At 60.7% G+C, this 20,528-nt stretch carries 14 protein-coding genes; 2 read left to right on the top strand and 12 right to left on the bottom strand.

The window, feature by feature from the left end; translation table 11 throughout:
- Nucleotides 1-7: 7 nt before the first annotated feature.
- The 5 genes from ACQRCA_RS02605 to ACQRCA_RS02585 all read right to left on the bottom strand — a co-directional run bounded on the left by ACQRCA_RS02605 (nucleotide 8) and on the right by ACQRCA_RS02585 (nucleotide 5,199).
- Nucleotides 8-2,191, bottom strand: coding sequence for a DUF6020 family protein (locus ACQRCA_RS02605; protein ID WP_427718271.1), 2,184 nt, complete (start codon nucleotides 2,189-2,191; stop codon nucleotides 8-10).
- Between the two features lie 145 nt (nucleotides 2,192-2,336).
- On the bottom strand, nucleotides 2,337-3,158 hold the full coding sequence (lgt, locus tag ACQRCA_RS02600; protein WP_427718268.1) for a prolipoprotein diacylglyceryl transferase: 822 nt from the start codon (nucleotides 3,156-3,158) through the stop codon (nucleotides 2,337-2,339).
- 109 nt (nucleotides 3,159-3,267) lie between these two features.
- Nucleotides 3,268-3,546: a NifU family protein gene (locus ACQRCA_RS02595; RefSeq protein ID WP_427718265.1), complete on the bottom strand. Its 279-nt coding sequence runs from the start codon at nucleotides 3,544-3,546 to the stop codon at nucleotides 3,268-3,270.
- A 188-nt stretch (nucleotides 3,547-3,734) separates the two neighbouring features.
- The gene (locus ACQRCA_RS02590) at nucleotides 3,735-4,259 is read right to left on the bottom strand and encodes a deoxycytidylate deaminase (protein ID WP_154514829.1); all 525 of its coding nucleotides are present in this window, start codon (nucleotides 4,257-4,259) and stop codon (nucleotides 3,735-3,737) included.
- An 88-nt stretch (nucleotides 4,260-4,347) separates the two neighbouring features.
- Entirely contained in the window at nucleotides 4,348-5,199 is an 852-nt protein-coding gene (locus tag ACQRCA_RS02585; protein WP_154514831.1) for a type III pantothenate kinase, read from the bottom strand.
- A gap of 306 nt (nucleotides 5,200-5,505) precedes the next feature.
- Here ACQRCA_RS02585 and ACQRCA_RS02580 point away from each other — a divergent pair, with 306 nt between their 5' ends.
- Nucleotides 5,506-7,209, top strand: a complete 1,704-nt coding sequence (locus ACQRCA_RS02580; protein ID WP_427718262.1) for an OPT/YSL family transporter — start codon at nucleotides 5,506-5,508, stop codon at nucleotides 7,207-7,209.
- Between the two features lie 209 nt (nucleotides 7,210-7,418).
- The gene (locus ACQRCA_RS02575; protein WP_427718260.1) at nucleotides 7,419-8,558 is read left to right on the top strand and encodes a DUF389 domain-containing protein; all 1,140 of its coding nucleotides are present in this window, start codon (nucleotides 7,419-7,421) and stop codon (nucleotides 8,556-8,558) included.
- A 69-nt stretch (nucleotides 8,559-8,627) separates the two neighbouring features.
- On the opposite strand, the gene ACQRCA_RS02570 is transcribed toward ACQRCA_RS02575, so the two are convergent.
- The 7 genes from ACQRCA_RS02570 to ACQRCA_RS02540 form a co-directional block, all read right to left on the bottom strand.
- On the bottom strand, nucleotides 8,628-10,364 hold the full coding sequence (locus ACQRCA_RS02570; protein ID WP_427718258.1) for an aryl-sulfate sulfotransferase: 1,737 nt from the start codon (nucleotides 10,362-10,364) through the stop codon (nucleotides 8,628-8,630).
- A 150-nt stretch (nucleotides 10,365-10,514) separates the two neighbouring features.
- Nucleotides 10,515-11,312 carry an aminoglycoside N(3)-acetyltransferase gene (locus tag ACQRCA_RS02565; RefSeq protein WP_427718255.1) on the bottom strand — a complete coding sequence of 266 codons (798 nt, stop codon included), beginning with the start codon at nucleotides 11,310-11,312 and terminating at the stop codon, nucleotides 10,515-10,517.
- A 122-nt stretch (nucleotides 11,313-11,434) separates the two neighbouring features.
- Complete coding sequence (locus tag ACQRCA_RS02560) at nucleotides 11,435-12,394, bottom strand: 3-hydroxyacyl-CoA dehydrogenase (protein ID WP_427718252.1); 960 nt, start codon at nucleotides 12,392-12,394, stop codon at nucleotides 11,435-11,437.
- A 281-nt stretch (nucleotides 12,395-12,675) separates the two neighbouring features.
- Nucleotides 12,676-17,439 carry an acyl-CoA dehydratase activase-related protein gene (locus ACQRCA_RS02555; protein WP_427718249.1) on the bottom strand — a complete coding sequence of 1,588 codons (4,764 nt, stop codon included), beginning with the start codon at nucleotides 17,437-17,439 and terminating at the stop codon, nucleotides 12,676-12,678.
- An 11-nt stretch (nucleotides 17,440-17,450) separates the two neighbouring features.
- Entirely contained in the window at nucleotides 17,451-18,161 is a 711-nt protein-coding gene (locus ACQRCA_RS02550; RefSeq protein WP_427718246.1) for a TetR/AcrR family transcriptional regulator C-terminal domain-containing protein, read from the bottom strand.
- A gap of 120 nt (nucleotides 18,162-18,281) precedes the next feature.
- On the bottom strand, nucleotides 18,282-19,139 hold the full coding sequence (locus ACQRCA_RS02545; protein WP_427718244.1) for an HAD-IIB family hydrolase: 858 nt from the start codon (nucleotides 19,137-19,139) through the stop codon (nucleotides 18,282-18,284).
- A 116-nt stretch (nucleotides 19,140-19,255) separates the two neighbouring features.
- On the bottom strand, nucleotides 19,256-20,518 hold the full coding sequence (locus tag ACQRCA_RS02540) for an MFS transporter (protein WP_427718243.1): 1,263 nt from the start codon (nucleotides 20,516-20,518) through the stop codon (nucleotides 19,256-19,258).
- Between the last annotated feature and the right edge of the window lie 10 nt (nucleotides 20,519-20,528).

The raw sequence follows: 20,528 nt of genomic DNA, 5'->3' as shown, positions 1-20,528 counted from the left end.
CACCAAGTTAGAACCAGAGAAGGTCGCTGCGGGTGATGGTGGCGCCGATGGCGAAGGGCATGCAGGCGATGACTGGATACAGGTAGCGCATGTAGGTCGAGCCGTTGCAGGGACCGATCAGGCACACGGCGAGCACGCCCAGCAGCGGCACCCAAATGGCCAGCCCGCGCCACGAATGACGACGTAGCAGATAGACCACCACAGCGATCATGATCCACACATAGGTAGCCGAGCTCATGGTGAGCGAGATAAACGGGATGCGTTGTACTGCCACGCGATACAGGTTGATCAGGTGGTCGCACCAGCGCACAACCTTGCTATCGACCGGATGGAAGTCGAAGTACTTGAGGTTATCGGGCTTCGCCATGATCTCGGCACTGCGCGCCGTGCTGTAGACCCACGCATCGCGGGCACTCGGATAAAAGTAGCCGTAGTAGTTATTGATGAGCGCCGAGATATAGCACTCGGGATCCTTTTTGAACATCTGGGCCCACACCTCAAAATAGGCCTTGATGTCCTCCTGCGAGGCGTACTCGTTAAAACAGTTTTTTACGGCATCCGACTTATCCGGGTTGTAGCGACGGCCCAGATTCTCGTACTTGAGCACCCGATCGATCGCAGCGCGTTCCTTATCGGTCACCAGACCGTCGCAGGGAGCTTCCTCAATCGTGCCGTCGTCTTTGACCTTGGGGTTAACGCCCGAATTAAGGCCGTCGTGCTTTTGGACGAAGCGCGCCGTCTGTTGAAACGGAATCGAGAGGATCTCGCGCTTGGAGCCCGGCGTGATATCGTGCGCGGGCATAAAGACCTTGGTAAAGTACATGTTGGAGGCAAGGCAGAGCACGAGCACCGCGAGAACGCCGGCCCAGCGGAAGCGCGGCGTGGCGCATGAGGGTGCGACGCCAGACTGTTTGACCACGCGACGGGCCACATGCGCGTCCCAGGCGCAAAACGCCGCCGCGATCACGCAGGCCGCCAACGGAAAGACCAGGCCGCCATTGCGCAAAAACGTGGAACCCATGGCGCCCAGCACGAGCAACAGCCAGTCGTGGCGCGCAAAGAGCACAGGCGTGCGCTCGCCCGCACGCTCGGCATTGACATCGCGACGGGGCAGGCCACATGCCACGAGCTTGACGGTCTGAACGAGCAGTACCAGAAACGCATCGGCAAACAGTACGTCTTTGGTCAGCAGCGCCGCGTAGTTGGAGAACATCGGCATAAACGCAAAGAACAGCAAGATGACGCCGCGGACCGGCAGGCTCACGCCCAGCTTGCGCAGCGACGATATGGAATAGGCCACGCAGGCGGCCGTGATGACAAATTGGGCGCAGGTGTAGATGGCTAGACCCGCATTGGCGCTATTGAATAGCGAAAACCCCAGTTGCACACACGAGCCGATGATGGCCGTGTGCACCACCGGATGATGGCCGTTGATCAGCACGTTGGGGTTAAGCAGGCGCAGGTAGTCGCTCGTGCCGTTGGGGTAGTTGAACCATTGGCGAATCTGCGCGCCCGTATCTCCCATAAAGAGGCCGGGCAGCGAGGCGATAAGCGTGGGCGCCCAGACAATCATGAGTACAAGAAACGGCCCAACAAAAGGATGGACCGAGAGCACGGCGTGGGTAACACGCCACACGCGGCCAAAATGCGCCTCCGAAAACGGAATGCGGCGAGAACTCAACCAATCCAAAAACTCAAAAGCCAGATAGAAGGACACAATCGCCAGAAGCATCCAGCCCGCGCCGCCAATCCAGGCGCAGATAACGCGCGCCTTGTCGCCCAGCACAATCTCGGCCGAATCGGTGAGGTCGTAACTGCGGCCGAACACCATGCAGACGGCAAAGAATAGCGACGGCAGCACGACCGAGGGGCGCCAAGCGTCACCGCGGCCAAAGAACACATAGCGAAACGGCAGCGTGAGCAGGCAGGCCAGCGCGAGCAGCATCACAGCGTCGGTATGGCCGGCAAATGAGAGGAGTACCTCGTAGCACACGTAAAGCATGCCCGAGGCCTTTGGATCGATCGCCAGGACCGCGTTGCTCGACACCGGGGCGGGATCGATGGAAAACGCCGTGGTCGCCAGCAGGGCGAGCAAAAATGCGACGAGCGTCTGCTTGGCGGGATAGCGCTTAAACCAAACGATGCGGGCGGCATCGCGCGCAGCCGTTGTGGAGAGATCGGAATCCTTCACAGTCCGAAAAGCCTTTCTAGAAACCTGCCAAAAAGGGACAGGTTTATTTTGGCAGGTTTTATCTGGGGAAACGTTACGGTTCTGTCATCGTTGCCTGGCAAAACCACCACAAAGGTGCCTGTCCCCTTTGTGGTGTATGTGGTGGTTAGGCGTCGAGATAGATGCGCTGGGGACGGTTGCGACGGAGGGCAAAAATGATGAGCGCCAGGCCGGCGATCACGAGCGGCAAACTCAGCAGCTGGCCCATGGTGATGACGCCGCCCAGCAGATAGCCCAGCTGGGCATCGGGCACGCGCACGAACTCAACGAAAAAGCGGACAATGCCGTACCCCATCACAAACACACCCATAAACGTACCCTGGGGCAGCAGCGGTTTTTTGCGGCTGAGCACCTGCAGAATGCAGAAGAGCACAATGCCCTCGAGAAATGCCTCGTAGAGCTGGGATGGATGGCGCGGCACATCGCCCGCGGTGCCGCCAAAGATCACGCCCCAGGGCAGATCGGTCGGCTTGCCCCACAGCTCGCCGTTGACAAAGTTGGCGCAGCGCCCCAGGCACAGGGCCAGCGGAGCACCGATAACGGCAAGGTCGGCGATGGTCCAGGCGTCGAGCTTGTACATACGGCACACGAGCACGCCGCCGATGATGCCGCCCACCAGGCCGCCATGGAAACTCATGCCGCCTTCGTTGGTGGCAAAGATCTCGAGCGGATGCGCCCAGTAGTAGCCGTCACCGTAAAAGATGACGTAGAACAGACGGGCGCCAATGATGAGGCCAAAGACCACACCAACCACGACACTCATCAGGTCGTCGACCGTAATGTCAAAACCCCAACGACGCTGCGTTCGGTACATGACGACCGCCGTGAGCAGAGCTCCGACCACATAGGCCAAGCCGTACCAGTAGATGGTGATGGGCCCCGCCGAAATGGCGACAGGATCAAGCATATGGTAGAGGTCGTTGAGCATATCGGTCCCCCTGTTCCCTACATACAAATGCGGCCGCGGGCCTTTCGCTCGCAGCCGCACATTTGGGCATGACGTCTATGCGGAGCACATCGCCCGCAGCTTTCGCTTCTCAGAACGGCGCATACTCGTCGTACAGATCCTCGACCTCGCCGGAGGCATTGACCTGCTCGACACGCGTAACGCCGGGCACGTGCTCCTTGAGGATACGCTCGACGCCCATGGAAAGCGTCAGAGCGCTCATGGGGCAACCAGCGCAGGCGCCCTGAAGCTCCAGCTTGACGACGCCCTCGTCATCAACGCCCATATACTCCATGTCGCCGCCGTCGGCCTGCAGGTTGGGGCGAATCTCTTCAAGAACCTTCTTAAGCAGCTCTTCGTTAACAGCCACAGGGGCTCCTTTCTCACAATAACGCGGGCGCGCCCGCGGACAGAGCTATGTTACTACAGCCATGTACCCGCTCGCGAGCCGTCCATGCGCGCGGACACGACTTTCACGAGCAGTTAATTTGACAGTCAATTTGGAACGGGGCTTAATTAGCCGCTTTTGTCAACGCCCGGCGCTCGTACACGCTGCCGCTACTGCTGCGTTTGTTCCCCGGTACCAATGTGGACATCGACGATAACCTGGCGGAAGCTAATGCCACAGGAGTCGAGAATGCGGCGACTGATGCGGCCGTCGTCGGTGTCGGCGTACTTATTGTCCAGATAGACAACCTCGCCCACACCTACCTGCGCCAGGATTTTGGCACAGTCGTGGCACGGGAACAGCGTGACGTAGACCGTGGAACCCTCAAGGTCCTTGAGCGAGCCGCGGTAGTTGAGCACGGCGTTGGCCTCGGCATGAACTACGTAGTTATGTTTGTCCTGCAGCGGGTCATCGCTCGTGCCCCACGGGAAAAAGTCGTCGTTGAGCGCCGAGGGCGTACCGTTGTAGCCCACCGAAAGAATGCGGTGGTTGGTGCTGGCGATGCACGCGCCCACCTGCGTATTGGGATCCTTGCTGCGGCGCTGCGCAGCGATGGCCACGCTCATAAAGAACTCGTCCCAGCTAATAACGTCGCGGCGCTTGCCCGACGCGGTTTGATGAAGATCGTCCGACATGGCAGACACCTCCGAAATCGAAATAGTTTGGCCCATTGTAGCAGGTGAAAGGCGGGGCTGTTTCCTCCCGGCGCCGACGTCCTTGGCTTTATGCGCGGCGAGGCTTTTGGTTGATGCGGTACAGCTCGGCGAGACCCCGCAGCGTCAGCGCGTCGTCTACCGTCAGGCTGTGGCCGACCAACGCCGCGAGCGCCTCGGCATCGTCGCCGGTGATGACAATGGGCACGCTGCCCTCGCCTGCCGCCTTGGTCGAGCGCATCTCGGCAAGCACCATGTCGAGCATGCCGTCGATACGGGCCACCTCGCCCAAGACCACGCCCGAGCGCATGGCCTCGCGCGTATTGCGACCGATCACATGCGTGGGTGCCGAGGGCTCGACTTGCGGCAGGCGCGCCGCAGCGGCCGAGAGCGAGCGAGCGCCGAGCGCCAGCCCCGGCGCGATAACACCGCCGACAAAGGTTCCGCGCGCATCGATGACCTCGATATTGGTCGTAGTGCCCAGGTCGATCACGATGCACGGAGAGCCGTAGACGGCACGGGCCGCCACGGCGTCGGCGATGCGATCGGGACCGATCTCGGCCGGGTCGTCGTAGTGCACGGGCATGCCGGTCTTAAGTCCCGGCCCCACGGTGAGCACGCGCCCCGTGCAGGTACGGGAAAGTGCCGCCTTCCACGGGCGCTCGAGCGCCGGCACCACGCAGCTCAGCACTGCTGCCGCGGGAACGAGCACACCAGGCATGCCCGCATCGGCTGCCAGTGCGCCCATGACCCGCGCGAGCCTCATGCGCGCCTCATCGGCCGTAATGCTCGGCGGCGTCGTGATCTCGCACGTCGCAAGCGGGCATTCCTGCGCCGCGGCCGAATCCTCGGCAAACAGACCAAAGCGAATGAACGTGTTGCCCACGTCGACCGTCAATATATATGCGCACCCATTAAGCATCGTCGGCGCTCCTTTCGTCTGCCCAGCAGTATATCGCCTACCCGAACCAGCCATCCCAGGTAGTCATTTTGGGACGGGGCTATTTTAGCTACCCCAATATGTCGGTTGATATTTGCCCCAATCCCAGATAATTCGTCGACTGTCAAAGGGTAGCTAAAATAGCCCCGTCCCAAAATGACTACCTTGCCGCTATACTGATGCGCGGTCGTGCGCGAGCTCACGCGGCGGCCCTTGGTAACCCGACTTCCCGCGCCGTATCCGTAGCGGCGCTTTCGGGGGAAGCGGATATACGCAAAGGAGTTCTATATGGGCAATCCCTCGAACCGCACTTCTATGCGCGGTCAACTCACGCTGCGCGGCGTCGTCATCGGCGTCCTTGGCTGCGTGATTATCACGGCAAGCTCGGCCTACACGGCCCTCAAGATGGGCGCCCTCCCCTGGCCGATCATTTTCGCTGCCGTCATCTCGCTGTTCTTCCTTAAGCTCATGGGCAATGCCAGCCTCAACGAGGCCAACGTTACCCACACCATCATGTCCGCGGGTGCCATGGTCGCCGGCGGCCTGGCGTTTACCATCCCGGGCGCCTGGATGCTGGGCTATGCCGACCAGATCAGCTGGCTCGACATGTTTATCGTGGCGCTCGCCGGCACCATCTTGGGCCTTCTGGCAACGGCGCTCATCCACCGTCACTTTATCGTGGACGCCGCGCTGGAGTTTCCCACCGGCAACGCCGCAGCCCAGACCCTGCTTGCTACCGAGGCCGGCGGCAAGACCGGCAAGCAGCTCTTTGGCTCCATGGCCATCGCAGGCATCTATAGCGTGCTGCGCGACGCCCTGGGCGTGGTGCCCAGCATGCTGTGCACGCTCAATATCCCCGGCGTGACCTTTGCCATCTACAACTCGCCCATGTTGCTGTCCATCGGCTTTTTGGTGGGCTTTGCCCCCGTCGCCTTCTGGTTTGCCGGCGCGCTGCTGGGCAACTTTGGCATTATCGTCGGCGGCACCGCTGCCGGCCTGTTCGATATTGTGACCGCGCAGGGTATCGTCAAGTCCTTAGGTATGGGCCTTATGATGGGCTTTGGCGTCGCCGTCGTCCTTAAAGACATCCTGCCGCAGGTCGCCGGTATCGTCTGCGGTCTTGCCGCCGACAGCTCCACCGACACCGACGAGCAGTCGCTCATCTCGGGCTCGCTTAAGCTCGACGCCGGCATCATCGGCCTGGGCACCGCCGCCATCGCCGTGATCATCGCCGTCGCGCTCGACCTTGGCCCCGTCCCAGCCGTCATCGTCACGCTGTTCACCTTTGTCACCACCATCATGAGTGCGCAGAGCTGCGGTCAGACGGGTATCGACCCCATGGAGATCTTTGGCCTCATCGTCATGCTCATCGTAGCGGCCTTCGCGCAGCTTGCGCAGGTCAAACTGTTCTTTATCGCCGGCATCGTGGCCGTGGCGTGCGGCCTTGCGGGCGACGTCATGAACGACTTTAAGGCCGGCGCCGTGCTGGGCACCAACCCGCGCGCACAGTGGATCGGCCAGGCCATCGGCGGCATCGTGGGCGCACTGGTCGCTGCCGCCGTCATAGTCGCGCTCGTCACCGCCTATGGTCCGGACGCCTTTGGTCCCGACAAGAGCTTTGTGGCCGCGCAGGCAAGCGTAGTCGCCACCATGGTCTCGGGCATCCCGAGCGTGCCGTGGTTCGCAGGCGGTTTTATCGCCGGCATCGTCATGTATTGGCTCGGCATTCCGGCCATGATGATCGGTCTGGGTGTGTACCTGCCGTTCTACATGTCGCTCACGGCCTTCTTGGGCTCCTGCGTCAAGCTCGCCTACGACAAGTGGGCCGCACACCGCGACGCCGGTGCCGGTCTTTCGGACAAAGAGAAGGCTGCCAAGGATGCTGCCTTCCAGGAGCAGGGCCTGGTCGTCGCCAGCGGCCTGTTGGGAGGCGAGTCTGTCGTTGGCGTTATCCTGGCGTTTGTCTCCGTCGGCCTGAGTCTGCTGGGCTAAACCCAACAACAACGTACCCGTACAGAGCGCAGGGTCGGAGACCATCCGGCCCCGCGCTCTGTATCTGTCGAAACACTCGGCCGCAACCGCATTTGACGTCCCCCTTACCTGCTCGTCTAAGTTTCACGTCAAGATGGCTGCCCCGCCCGCCACGGTGTAGAGTACATGCTGCGAGCGCACCCGCGTTCCTGCGGCAATACGAGGTGGACATGGAACTCGACAAACAACAGATCAAGCGACTACGCAAACGCCATCACCGGCGCCACGGCATTCGACCTGCCCATAGTGAGGCCCTGGAGAACACCGGCCGCTTCCTAAAGCGCGCATTCAACATTCGCGAGGGTCGCGCACCCTATCACGTGATTCGCAAGCGCTTTGTAAACGGGGCGCGGCTGACCGGCTCGCACTTATGCATCCTCATCATCGCCATGCTCATCGCGAGCATCGGCCTCGATATCGACTCGGACATTGCCATCGTGGGCGCCATGCTCATCTGCCCACTCATGGGCTCGGTCCTTGCCATGGCATATGGCATCGCCACGCTCGACCGCGAGATTGCCGTCGAGGCCGTCGCCGGCCTCGCGCTACAGATGGCCTTTTGTCTGATCACGTCTACGCTGTATTTTAAGCTCTCGCCCCTTGGCACCACCACGGCCGCCATCATCGACAACTCGACGCCCACTGTGTGGGATCTTGCCGTCGCGCTCGCGGGCGGCTTTGCGGGCGGGCTGGGCAACTCGCGTGACCAGGAACCTGCCACGCTTATCGCCGGCGTGGCCGTGGCGACCGCGCTCATGCCGCCCCTGTGCGCGGCGGGCTATGGCATCGCCACTGCAAGCGGGTCACTGTTTCTCTCGGCGCTTTATGAGTTTGGCGTCAACGTGGTCTTTATCGCACTGGCTGCCGAAGCCGTGCTGCTTCTTTTGCGCGTGCCGCTCAAGCGCGACCTGAACGGCGACGGTATTGTGACTGCTGAAGAAAACGCCGAGGTCAACGAGCTGTCGCGCAAGGTGCGCCGCCGCATCATCGTGGGCACGGTGATCTTTGCCATCCCCTGCATTATTATGACGGCGGGATCTATTGGCTCGGCGCAGGCCGGCGTGCAAGACGGCTACGGCGTCACTGAAACCACGCGCGAACTTGCGGCGGTGCTGCCGGGCTTTAAGGATTATACCGTCGCCGTCGAGACCTCGGCCGCCGAAGGCGACAAGGAGGGCGTTGTCGAGCGCCAGACTGTCGCTCGCGTAACGACAAGCGAGACGCTCGGGGCGCACGACCGCCGTGTTGCCCGCAAGCTCATCGACCTCAACGTACCCGAACTCGATCGCGTGGAGTTTGACGTGAAGTGATGCGGAACGCGAGGTAGGCTCGGTACGAGCGCGCGCAGCCGCGGGGCACAGGCACAGCCAAGCGCAGCGCTACAGCTCGTACTTGTACACGCGGTAGATGTACTTCTCGGCTTCCATCTCGTACGTGGCAATGGGCAGTCCATAGCGATCGTACTCGGCAAAGGTCTTGGCTATGCCCGATGCCAAGAGCATGCTATTCGAATCGCCGACGCGCTGTGCACTACTTACGTAACCTGAGAACGGCACTGCGATCTGGTCCACAAGCTCGTAGGTGCGCGTGGTCTCGTCCACCGTAAAAATGCGCCCAAACGAATGCGTTCCCTTGCTGTAGTCGGTCACGACCGCAGCGCCCAGCTGGCCCCAGTCGAACTTGGGATAGCTCTCGGCAGCACCAAAGTTGTTGTCGTATAGCAGCACCTGGTAGCGACCAGTCGCGGTCGTCTCGTCGTTTGGCAGATAGGTCACACTATGCTGGCCTGCGTTGAGCGAAAAATCGCCTTGAGCCTGCAGCAACTTGTCCTCAAAGCCCGAGCCGGCCCAAAACTCTGGCGAGCCCATAAGCCAATCGACCGTAGGCGTACCGTAGATATCCGTGAGCTTGATGACCGTTGAGGTCTCGCGCGAGCTGAGCAAAACGGTGCCGCCGCCGAGCCACTGGATCGTGTTGATGTGAATCCAATCCAGGTCGCCGTCCGAGGCAACCTTGGCGCTTGCCTTGAGGTCGGGGAACATATCGCCCAGGTCCACGACGAGAGAGACGTCACCTGTTGTTATGTCGACCTTAATGATGAGGTCCTCTACATTAACGCGATCGTCCTTATCTTTTTTGGCAGCCGCGCGATCGACGTCCAAATCGGCTTCGGAGCCGGCGTGACTCGCCAGCACCAGCAGGTTGCCATCGTCATCGAAAGCGTAGTCGTGGTGTAGCTCGTAGTCGCCCGTGCTCCAGACGTTTACCACCTGGCCGATGGCGTTGATCTGGGCCATCTTGGTAGTCGAGACGCTCATGATCATGCTGCCGTCGCCCGGGAACAGCAGGCGGTGGCTGCGGTAGCCGACAATCGGCACCTCGCCGCGAATCTGGCCGTCGTTGTCGTAGAGGTACATAAAGTCGAGCTTGGACGAGTCGTTGCCCAAGATGGTAAAGAGACCATCGGCAAGCGGCGTATTGGACTCCCCCGACGTGACGGCAAGCTGCTCTTCTTCCTCGCCTTTGAGAGCCGGCGTCTTGACCGTGAACGTCGAGGTGCGGCTGATACCATCTTGTGCCGTGCAAGTGATGGTTACCGTGTTTTTGTGGTTGGGAATGAGGCCGATGACCTTGAACTCGTGTTCCGTGGCCGGCGCGTCGCCGCCGTGGGGCGTATGGGAAAACGCGGCGACCTTGGGCGTGTCACCAGTCTTTTTGCGACCGTCGACCTTGTAGGAGACGGTTACGGAATCCGTTGTCGCAAAGCGAACGTAGCAGCTCAGGGTATCGGTGCCAAAGGGATCCTGCGCAATAAACGGAGTGGTCTCGTTGTAGCCGCCGTCAGCGTACTCGGCATCGAGCCGCTCCTTGATGGCCGCCTGCTTCTCGACGTCGTAGGTCGCGACAATCTGCTTGTGGAGTTTCTTTTGCTCGTCAGTGAGCTCGTTGCTCGAAGTAGATGCGGCGCCCGTGCCGGCCCCGCCGACCGAGCAGCCCATGAGCCCTGTCCCGGCAAGCGCCAGCGTGCCCGCCGCACCCGCAAGAGCCGCTCGGCGCGAAAACAGCCTGCTGTCCTTGTCACTCAATTCCATATCGTTACCGTCTTTGAATACCATTGTTGTTCCCTCATATACCACGGCGTTTTCCCAGCCCTGTCTAATTATGACTCGCAGTTTAACAAACGCCCCTTAATGCAAGTTAAAGCTTGTAGCGATACGGAAACGCGGGGCGCGAAGGGAATCCGCAACCCTTCCGCTCCCAAGTGATCAATCGGAGCGGCCGCGATGGTGCTCGATCCAGTCCACGGCAAAGTCGACAAGTTCGCGTTGGCGCATAAAGCGGATTGTCCCGTTGCCGAGCGGCGCGGTGCTGACCGTACATTCCCGCTCAAAAGCAGCGCCGATCTCGTCGAAGTCCTCGCCGTCGACATAGAGCGTGCGGTATTCCTTCCATGCGCGTCGGCCGTTTTCCATGACCGCACTGTGCTCAACGCAGTCGTGTTTGCGGGGGTACTGTGCACGGGCGTCTGCTAAATGCAGTGACGTATTCTTGTCGTAGCCCACGCCCACAAGCAGCACGTAGCCGTCCAAATCGTACAGGCGAGCGATGGGCGATCCGTTGCCAAAGATATTGCTTAGGTCGTGGTTCTCCGTCAGGAACTGCGCATGCCGGCCATTTGCCGCCACCGAACGCGCCGGGTGATCGCTCCTGAGCGTACCCGGCCACGTGCGAAACATTTCGGCTACGGCTCCCATCGTGTTGGTGGGCGTGATGCGCTTGTCATAGGCAGGCCAGTTATCGCGAATCAACTGCCACCATTCTTGGGGCTCTTGCCAATGAACGCCGCTCTCGGGGTCCAAGTTTTTCCATGATTGCGTCGGCATCATGACGGTGCCGGTTTCGCCCACCGTCTGGAGCAGCGCCTCGATCACTGGTTGAGCGCCGCCGCACACATATCCAAGCGCGCTGAGCGAGCAATGGACCATAACCGTCTGCCCCGCGCACATACCGACGGCGGAGAGCGCGTCGAGGATATCCTGCTTAAGCACGATTTGCCGATCCATTGCCGTTCCCCTCTATCCCCACGCATCAGTTGCATTTGCGTCATGCGCCAAAATGGCACACGGGCCATGCGGCGCATCGACAATGCAAAAGATACGTTTCTCAATGTTGCCGAGGGATCTTTTTAGTACTTGAAGAAGCCCTCGCCCGAACTTTCGCCCAGCTTGCCTTCGTCGAGCATCTGCTTGAGGACGGATGCCATGGCCTTAAAGTTGTAGGGCATCATCATCTTTTTGAGCAGCGGGCTCACCAAGCCCGGCACCTTCTGATACTGCATGACGATGTTGTAGGCCGTCTGGATGCCCACGGTGTCGAACACGCGGAACGGGCCCTTGGGCGCGCCAGTGCCGCGCGTCCATGCGAGGTCGATGCTCTTGGGGTCGCTGACGCCCGAGACGTACAGATCAAGGCCCGAAAGCAGCCACGGCACCAGCATGGAATTGAGCAGATAGCCGTTCTTTTCCTTGTTGACGGGCAGGGCAAGCATACGGATGTCGCTGGCAAAGTCGACGAGCTCATCGAAATAGCGCTTGTCGGTCTGGTCCTGAGCCATGACCTCGGTCATGTTGTTCTTCCAGATGGAGTTGGCAAAGTGCAGCGACAGGTACTTCTCGGGGCGGCCGGTGTACTTGGCAAAGGTGCTCGGCAGCAGCGTGGAGGAGTTCGTCACGACAACGGTCTTTTGCGGGAGAACCGGGGCGAGCTTCTTGTAGAAGTCGATCTTTGCCTGGGTGTCCTCGGCCATCGACTCGATAACCAGATCGGCGTCGGCCACTGCCTTGGCAAGATCGAGCTCTAGCTTGAGTGTGGAGTAGGCACGCTCGACGGCGGCGAGCGCCGCCTCCCTGTCGAAGGGCTGGTCGCTATCGGCGATACCGGCACACCACTCGCCCGTGCCGTCCGCCATGCCCTCGATAGCCGCGATGTACTCCTCGCGCACATGATCGATCTTGGGCTGAGTGCGGCCGATGCTGCCCTCGCTGCGCAGCCAGATCGTCACATCGAAGCCGCAGTAGGCAGCCTGAAAGGCAATCTGGCTTCCCAACACGCCGCCACCGGCAACACAAACGGTCTTGTAGCTCATAGGAACAGTCCTCTCTTACCTAATTCCATGGATGTGTATTTATTCAACCGTAAGGATGACGCGCGCTGAGGGTGGGTTCCATAAACGGACGGTAATTTGCGGCGAACGGCTACATATGTTCATTATCTCAGGGTTCCAAGGGCGATTTTTGGTGCAACTGACACGTCGCTTTCGGAAGAGATGATAGTTGGGGCATTTACGCAGCATATGTCCAGCAAAAACGGGTGGTAGCCGATACGGCTGTCACCCGTTTGTCTCATATCTAGCACATAGCAGGCCAACTACTTCTTAATGCCGCGTCCCAGACGCTTGGCGACCGATGCAACGGCCTCCTCGCTGACCGAGCCACAGCTCACGCAGCCATCATGGGCATGCATCTGGCCGGTGACCTCGTCCATCGCGAGCGGCGCCACCTTCTCGAGCTTAAAGCCCTTACCGGCGCGCATGTTCTCCTTGGCCACGCTGATCATGAGCTTAATGCGGTTGAGCTGGTTGACCTCGGACGCGCCGGGGTCGTAGTCCACCGCGACAATGTTGCTCTCGGGGTGCTGACGGCGCAGCTCCTTGATCACGGCCTTGCCCACCACGTGGTTAGGCAGGCACGCGAAGGGCTGCGTGCAGATGATGTTGGGCGCGCCATGGTCAATCAGGTCGAGCATCTCGGCCGTGAGCAGCCAGCCTTCGCCCATGTTGTTGCACACCGAAAGCACCGTACGGGCCTTGTCCGCCATGGTGCCGATGCGCTCGGGCGCCTCAAAGCGGCGGGACTTTTGGAGCAGCTCTTCCACCGGCGTACGCATCCAGTCCACGAGCTTGATGAGCGCCTGCATACCAACGCGCGTGGTTGCAGAGCTTCCGAGCTCATCCTTCTGCAGCTCGGCGTTGCTCATGGAGTACAGGAAGAAGTCGAGCAGGCCCGGCACCACGGCCTCGCAGCCCTCGCGCTCGATAACGTCGACCACGTGGTTGTTGGCTGTGGGGTGGAACTTGACCAAGATCTCGCCGACCACGCCCACGCGCGGCTTGGTGCCCTCGCCCACGAGCGGCATGGTGTCGAACGCGCGGATGGCCTCGCGGCACAGCTTGGTGTAGTTGTGGCGGTTGAACTTGGGCGCCAGCTTGCGGGCGCGCGCCATGTACTCCTCGTAGAGTGCGTTGGCGGCACCGGGCGCAGCCTCGTATGGACGACAGCGATAAAGCATCTGCATCATCACGTCGCCAAAGAGCACCGCGTAGACTGCCTGCTTAAGCAGCGCCGGCGTAATCTTAAAGCCGGGGTTGTCCTCACCGAGCGCCACCGCCGAAAGCGAGATCACCGGAATCTCGGGGTGGCCGCTCTCGCGCAGGGCCTTGCGGATGAGTGCGATGTAGTTGGTGGCACGGCAGCCGCCGCCGGTCTGGCTGATAACCACGGCCGTCTTGGACAGGTCGTACCGGCCGCTCTCGATGGCCTCCATAATCTGGCCGGTCACCAAAATGGACGGATAGCAAATGTCATTGTTCACATAGCGCAGGCCGGCCTCGACGGCGTCGTGATCGGTCGAGGGCAGCAGCTCCAAGTTGTAGCCGGCACCGCGGAACACCTCTTTGACCAGGTCAAAGTGGATCGGCGCCATCTGCGGGCACAGGATGGTGTAGCCCTCCTCGCGCATCTGCTCGGTAAAGGGCACCTTGGGCCACGCGGTCGATGCGCTCTCGCGCTGAGCCTCGAACGTGTACTTGCGGCTCGCGAATGCGGGGGCATCCGTGGAGGGAGCCACCGGCGCGGCATCGCCCTGCTCGTAGGTCTCGCCCGCGGCCGCGGCCTCGGCCAAGCGCTCGGCCTCCTGGTCCTTAAGCGCGGCCATGAGCGAGCGGATGCGGATGCGCGCGGCGCCCAGGTTGGACACCTCGTCGATCTTGAGCACGGTGTAGATCTTGCCGCTGGCCTCCAGAATCTCCTGCACCTGATCGGTAGTCAGGGCGTCCAGGCCGCAGCCGAAAGAGTTGAGCTGGATCAGGTCCAGGTCGTTGCGCATCGTCACAAAACGGGCGACGGCGTACAGGCGGCTGTGGTACATCCACTGGTCGACGACGCGGATGGGGCGCTCGGGCTTCACCAGGTGCGCAAGCGAATCCTCGGTAAAGACCGCAAAGCCAAAGCTCGAGATAAGCTCGGGCAGGGCGTGGTTGATCTCGGGGTCGTTGTGGTAGGGGCGGCCGGCGAGCACGATGCCGTGACCGCCGTGGTCCTCGACCCACTTAAGGGCCTCCTCGCCCATGGTCTGGATGTCCTCGTGGAAACGCGCATCGGCCTCAAAGGCAGCGTTGACGGCGGCATCGACCTCGGAGCGCGTGATCTTGGGACCGCGCACGCGACCGCGACCGGCCTCAGCATCGGCCACGCGGTCGACGGCAAGCACCTGGTACAAGCGGCGCTTGAGCTCGGTCTTGTCGTGATAGGGCACAAACGGGTACAGGAACTCGATGTTCTGCTCACGAATCTCGTCGATATTGAGTGCCAGCGCCGTGGGGTAGCTCATGACGATGGGGCAGTTATAGCAATTGCCAGCCGTCGGATCCTCCTTGCGCTCCCAGCGAACGCACGGCATCCAGATGAAGTCGACATCGCGGTCGATAAGGTTCATCACGTGGCCGTGGCTCATCTTGGCCGGATAGCATACGCTCTCGGACGGCATGGACTCGATGCCCGCCTGGTAGGTCTTCTTGCTCGACTGGTCGGACAGCTGCACGCTAAAGCCCAAGCGCGTAAAGAACGCGTGCCAGAAGGGGTAGTTCTCGTACATGTTGAGTGCGCGCGGGATACCCACGGTGCCGCGCGGGGCCTCGTCGGGGCTCAGTACCTCGCGATTAAAGAGCAACTCGTTTTTCTTTTTGAAGAGGTTAGGGGCCTCGGTCTTTTGCTTTTTGTGGCCGGCGCCCTTCTCGCAGCGGTTACCGGTAATGAAGCGCCTGCCGCCGCCAAAGTCGTTGACGGTGAGCTGGCAGTTGTTGGAGCAACGGCCGCAGCGGACGTGCTTTTGCGTCACAGTGAGGTGCGCGATGTCCTCGGCAGAAAGAATGGTCGAGGCGCCGTCGGCGCCAGCGCGATCGCGGGCGAGCAGGGCCGCACCGTAGGCGCCCATGCAGCCGGCGATGTCGGGACGCACGGCGTGAACGCCGGTGAGCTGCTCAAACGCGCGCAGCGTGGCATCGGACATAAAGGTGCCGCCCTGGACGATCACCTGGCTTCCGATCTCCTTGGGATCGCGCAGCTTAATGACCTTGAACAGGGCATTCTTAATGACGGAATAGGACAGACCGGCCGCGATGTCGCCCACCGTGGCACCTTCCTTTTGCGCCTGCTTAACACGCGAATTCATAAAGACCGTGCAGCGACTGCCCAGGTCCACCGGAGCCTTGGCATGGATGGCGGCGTCGGCGAACGCGCGCACGTCCATGTTCATAGAGACGGCGAAGCTCTCGATAAAGCTACCGCAGCCCGACGAGCAGGCCTCGTTGAGCATGATGTGCTCGATAACGCCGTCCTTGACGCGCAGGCACTTCATGTCCTGACCGCCAATGTCCAGGATAAACTCGACGCCGGGCAGGAATGCCTTGGCGCCGCGCAGGTGCGCGACGGTCTCGATCTCGCCGGAGTCGGCCTTGAGGGCCTCGATGAGCAGCGCCTCGCCGTAACCCGTGGTGGTTACGTGGCCGATGGTGCAACCGGCGGGGATGTGGTTGTAGAAATCGGCCATGATGACCTTGGCCGTACCCAGGATGTCACCGTTGTTGTTGCCGTACCAGGTATGCAGCAACTGGCCGTCCTCGCCCACAAGCGCGGCCTTCATGGTGGTGGAACCGGCGTCGATACCGATGAACACGCGACCGGTGTAGCCTTCGAGCTTGCCCTTGGGGACGACTTCCTGGTCGTGGCGGGTCTTGAACTCGGCAAAGTCCTCGTCGGTGGCAAAGAGCGGATCCAGACGCTCGACCTCGGCGCCCTGTGTGTCACCCAGGGCATCGATGGCCTCGATGAGCTGCGGGAACGTGCTGAGCTTATTGGACTCGTGCGCCATGGCGGCACCGCTCGCCACAAACAGGTGAGCATTTTGGGGCACGATGCGGTGCTCCTCGTCCAGGTTGAGCGTGAGGTAGAAGCGATGGCGCAGCTCGGAGAGATACTGCAGCGGGCCACCCAGGAAGGCGACGTTACCGCGAATGGGACGGCCGCACGCCAGGCCCGAGATGGTCTGGGTCACGACAGCCTGGAAGATGGAGGCGGCCACGTCCTCGGGGCGGGCGCCCTCGTTGAGCAGCGGCTGGACGTCGGTCTTGGCAAAAACGCCACAGCGGCTGGCGATGGGATAGATGGTGGTGGCGTTGGCCGCGAGTTCGTTAAGGCCGCTGGCGTCGGTGTGCAGCAGGGTTGCCATCTGGTCGATGAAGGCGCCCGTGCCGCCGGCACAGGTGCCGTTCATGCGCTGCTCGATGCCGTTGTCAAAGTAGATGATCTTGGCGTCCTCGCCGCCCAGCTCGATGGCGACATCGGTGGCCGGGATGAGGGTCTCGACGGCGCGCTTGCTGGCGATGACCTCTTGGACAAACTCCAGGTCGAGCCACTGGGACAGCAGCAGGCCGCCCGAGCCGGTAATGGCGCAGGTCATCTGGGCCGTCGGCAGCACGGCCGCAGCACCCTCGAACAGGTCGCGGGCGCAGGCGCGAACGTCGGTGTGATGGCGCTGGTACTTGGCGTAGACGATCTGGTTGTCATCGTTGAGCACGGCGAGCTTAACGGTGGTGGAGCCAACGTCGATGCCCAGGTGCAGGTTGCCGTGGGCGTTGTCGGGGTTGAAGATTGCGCCTTCGGGGGCGTGAGCGGCGGCTGCGGGCTCGCTAGCGACGGACGTCTCCCCTACCGAGTTTTTGGCATCGGCAACTGCCTCGGCAACTTTCTCGGCAGCCGCGGTCGCGGCCTTCTGCGCGGCGTCCACCACGGTGGGCGCGGCCTCACGCGCGGCAGTGACCATACGGTCCTTGATGCCCTCGACGAGTTTGCTCATTGTCTCTCCTCTTAGTTGTTGGACTCGACGGTTGCGGGGGTGTCGGCCGCGTCCTCGAGCTGCAAGTTCAATAGCTTCATGCCGTACTCCGGCACGTTGATATCGATGGGTTGGCCATACAAGTCACCAGGGCGCACAAAAGCGAGCACCGTCATCATGCGCGCCATGGCCTCGGGCGATTCGGTGAGCCCACGCTCAAACCAGCGCTGAATCATGCCGACCTCGGCACTCACGACGTAGGTGACGTAGTAGTCAAAGAACGTGCCCAGTGCCAGGCCCAAAATGCCCGTCTGTGCACGCGGCACCACAGCCTCACGCGCGGTGTCGATAATCCTTTTAATGAAGGCCTGGTCGCCGCCCGGACCCAGCAGAGCACCGATCAAGTCGCGGTTGGCCGCAAGATAACGCAGTAGCTCAACCGAACCGGGCGCCGGCTCGAGCTCATCGATGTTGTGATAGAGATCGGGCAGCCGAGCTGCGGTGATGAGCTCAATACGCTCATGGATCTCGGACAGCAAGCCGTCCTCGATTTGATTGATAAAGTCGGGGATATCGCGGTAGTGCGAATAGAACGTACGGCGCGTGAGGCCAGCACGCTCGGTGAGCGAAGCGACGTTAATGCGCGAAAGATCGCCGCTTTCGGCAAGCTCGCTGGCAAGTGCCTGGCGAAGAGCACGCTGCGAGCGAAGGGACCGGCGATCGCATTTCTCGAGCTGGGACAAGCGTCCTCCTTGTTACTCTGCCTGTGCGCTATTGCACAGTGCGAGTATTATTGCACACCGTGTGTATCAACACGTAAAGGCAATATTTGGATGCGACGAAGTGACAGTCCCTTTGTCACATTATTCGATGATGGTGCGGGAATTTTGCTTATGCATGGTGGCAAGCATGTGTTTGGGGACGGCATGGGCCATACAGCTGCCGATAGTCGCGCTCGCGGCGGCCTTGGCGGCATCGCTGCCGTTTTTGGTCGCGTAGCTGTGGCGGAAGCGCTTGAGCATGGCGATGTCGTTGCCGCCGTCGCCGTAAACCGCGACCTCGTCCTCGGCAATGCCGTAGTAGCCCGCCAGCCAGGCCACGCTCTCACCCTTGTTGCACGCCACGTCCGTGATCTCAAACATCACCGGATCGAACGGCGCGTTGACCACGCGGTCCGAGCGCTCGGCCAAATACGCCTTAAGGTCGCGCTCCAGCTCGGGCGAGGTCACGCGACAATTGATCTTGCATACGTCATGGCGCAGGATGTCACCGATCGACTGGTCGAAATACTGTTCCTCGTGATACCCCCCACGTGCACGCATGCCGCGCATCACGATGCGCTTGATAGGACTGTCCTTTTTAAAGCCCGCCTGGTGCATCTCGAACGATCCGCTCGAGAACATGCCATCGGGCGTGGAGCAATCAAAGCAAATGTCCGGGAACGCCCTGAGCAGCTCCTCGGTAACCTGCGGGTCGATGGTCCAGGTCTTGAGCACCTCGCCATGGCTGTTGCGTACGATGGATCCGTTGGAGCAGCAGGCGTCGAGTGCCAGACCTGTAAAGCCATGTTCGCCGATCGGCAACGTCGAGCGCCCGGTCGCGGGAACCACATGCAGGCCAGCCTCGGTCAGCTCGCGAATGGCACGGCGGATGGTCCCATCTGCCTCGTGCAGGGCGTTCAGCAGCGTTCCGTCTAAGTCACTCGCAAACATCTTGATCATGGGCATGCCTCTCCTTCGTCTGCACGATATTGTAGACGAAGGAGAGGCATGCCCAAACAATGCCGTCCCGGCGCGGCGTGCCACTGCCTCCACAAATTCACGGTCCCTCCAGCGCCTTAAGACATTCGCCATAAGCGACTTTTCAGCCGATAAAACAGCGCCGTCGTCAACGTCAGCACCGCCAACATGCCTGCGAATACAATCGCCGGTGTCCATCGATCATATGCGAGCCCGTAAACCAATTGGCCAATAGGCGTTGCACAGGAAAGCGTCATATAAACGAGTGCCAGCACTTTTCCGCAGAGTTCCTTTGGCGCTGACCGCTGAACAAATGAAACGATTTCGACCGATGTAATGCTTGCCCACGCCATGACCCATGCCGAGCCGGCCGCAAGCGCGGCAAACGCTAATTCATCAGGACCGCTCAGTAGCGTGACAATAATCGGTACGACTCCAAAACAGATCATCGCAACATATCGACATATGCCCTTGAAGGAAAAACGATGCGGCCAAATACCGACCAAACCACTGCCGACAAGACCACCTAAGCCCATAGCCACCTCAATAATCCCAACAAAGGATGATTGCATTCCGAGATGCTTTGCAACAATAACGGGAGCACCAATCGTTAACCCAACTAACGCAAGGTTCAAAATAGCCACAAGCAAAAACACAACGAGCAATGATGCGTTTTGAAACAGGTACCGAATCGACTCCCGAAAATCGTTTCGGCATGTCGAGCAAGTCGTACTGTCCCCCGTCATTCCAGATGAGGCATTTCGCTTGAGTGCGCCCCCGAACAGCAGGGCTGACATCGCAAACATCAACGCCGCGGTTTCGCATAGGGCATCGATACCAAAGCACCCATAGACTGCCGTCCCGACTACAGGCCCCAAGATATTACTCATCATGGTTATCTGCGAGACCAACGCAGTGGCACGCTCAACCTTTTCTTGGCCCGTCATGCGCACCGTCTCAATTTGAAGTATCGGTTTCAGCAGCGATTGGATGCCATATTGGACGCAAAGCATTGCTGCCACGACAACCGCAAGAGGCAGCGAACACTTCATGGGGATAAACAGCAGTGATGCAGCCATCAGAACAATGCCGAGTACCACAAGAACCCCGCGATGTCTTCCCCGATCCGCCAAAATCCCGCCAACCGGAGTCGCGAGCACGCCCGGTATGAACGCTATCGCCGCAACGGCGCCATATAACGTTGACGAGCCGCTGCAATCGAACAAGTAAAGCGGACACGCAAAGCACAGTGCTGACAACATTGAATACGCACACAGCTGTGCAACAAGAAGACCGAAAAGCCTGATAGGTCGCACTGTTTTTTGCGTCAACGAGACGCTACTCCTCCGCATTCCAGCCATAAGCCCGCCC

This window comes from Collinsella sp. SGI.095 (assembly GCF_050314535.1).
Classification (GTDB): Bacteria; Actinomycetota; Coriobacteriia; order Coriobacteriales; family Coriobacteriaceae; genus Collinsella.
Note: the sequence above shows the minus strand (reverse complement) of the source record. Positions and strands in the feature narration are given on the sequence as shown.

What these genes read in the sequence shown, in the direction of transcription:
- lgt (WP_427718268.1), bottom strand. Translation starts at nt 3,158, where the DNA reads ATGCTCAACGACCTCTACCATATGCTTGATCCTGTCGCCATTTCGGCG.
- ACQRCA_RS02590 (WP_154514829.1), bottom strand. Translation starts at nt 4,259, where the DNA reads ATGTCGGACGATCTTCATCAAACCGCGTCGGGCAAGCGCCGCGACGTT.
- ACQRCA_RS02585 (WP_154514831.1), bottom strand. Translation starts at nt 5,199, where the DNA reads ATGCTTAATGGGTGCGCATATATATTGACGGTCGACGTGGGCAACACG.
- ACQRCA_RS02580 (WP_427718262.1), top strand. Translation starts at nt 5,506, where the DNA reads ATGGGCAATCCCTCGAACCGCACTTCTATGCGCGGTCAACTCACGCTG.
- ACQRCA_RS02575 (WP_427718260.1), top strand. Translation starts at nt 7,419, where the DNA reads ATGGAACTCGACAAACAACAGATCAAGCGACTACGCAAACGCCATCAC.
- ACQRCA_RS02570 (WP_427718258.1), bottom strand. Translation starts at nt 10,364, where the DNA reads ATGGTATTCAAAGACGGTAACGATATGGAATTGAGTGACAAGGACAGC.
- ACQRCA_RS02565 (WP_427718255.1), bottom strand. Translation starts at nt 11,312, where the DNA reads ATGGATCGGCAAATCGTGCTTAAGCAGGATATCCTCGACGCGCTCTCC.
- ACQRCA_RS02560 (WP_427718252.1), bottom strand. Translation starts at nt 12,394, where the DNA reads ATGAGCTACAAGACCGTTTGTGTTGCCGGTGGCGGCGTGTTGGGAAGC.
- ACQRCA_RS02555 (WP_427718249.1), bottom strand. Translation starts at nt 17,439, where the DNA reads ATGAGCAAACTCGTCGAGGGCATCAAGGACCGTATGGTCACTGCCGCG.
- ACQRCA_RS02545 (WP_427718244.1), bottom strand. Translation starts at nt 19,139, where the DNA reads ATGATCAAGATGTTTGCGAGTGACTTAGACGGAACGCTGCTGAACGCC.
- ACQRCA_RS02540 (WP_427718243.1), bottom strand. Translation starts at nt 20,518, where the DNA reads ATGGCTGGAATGCGGAGGAGTAGCGTCTCGTTGACGCAAAAAACAGTG.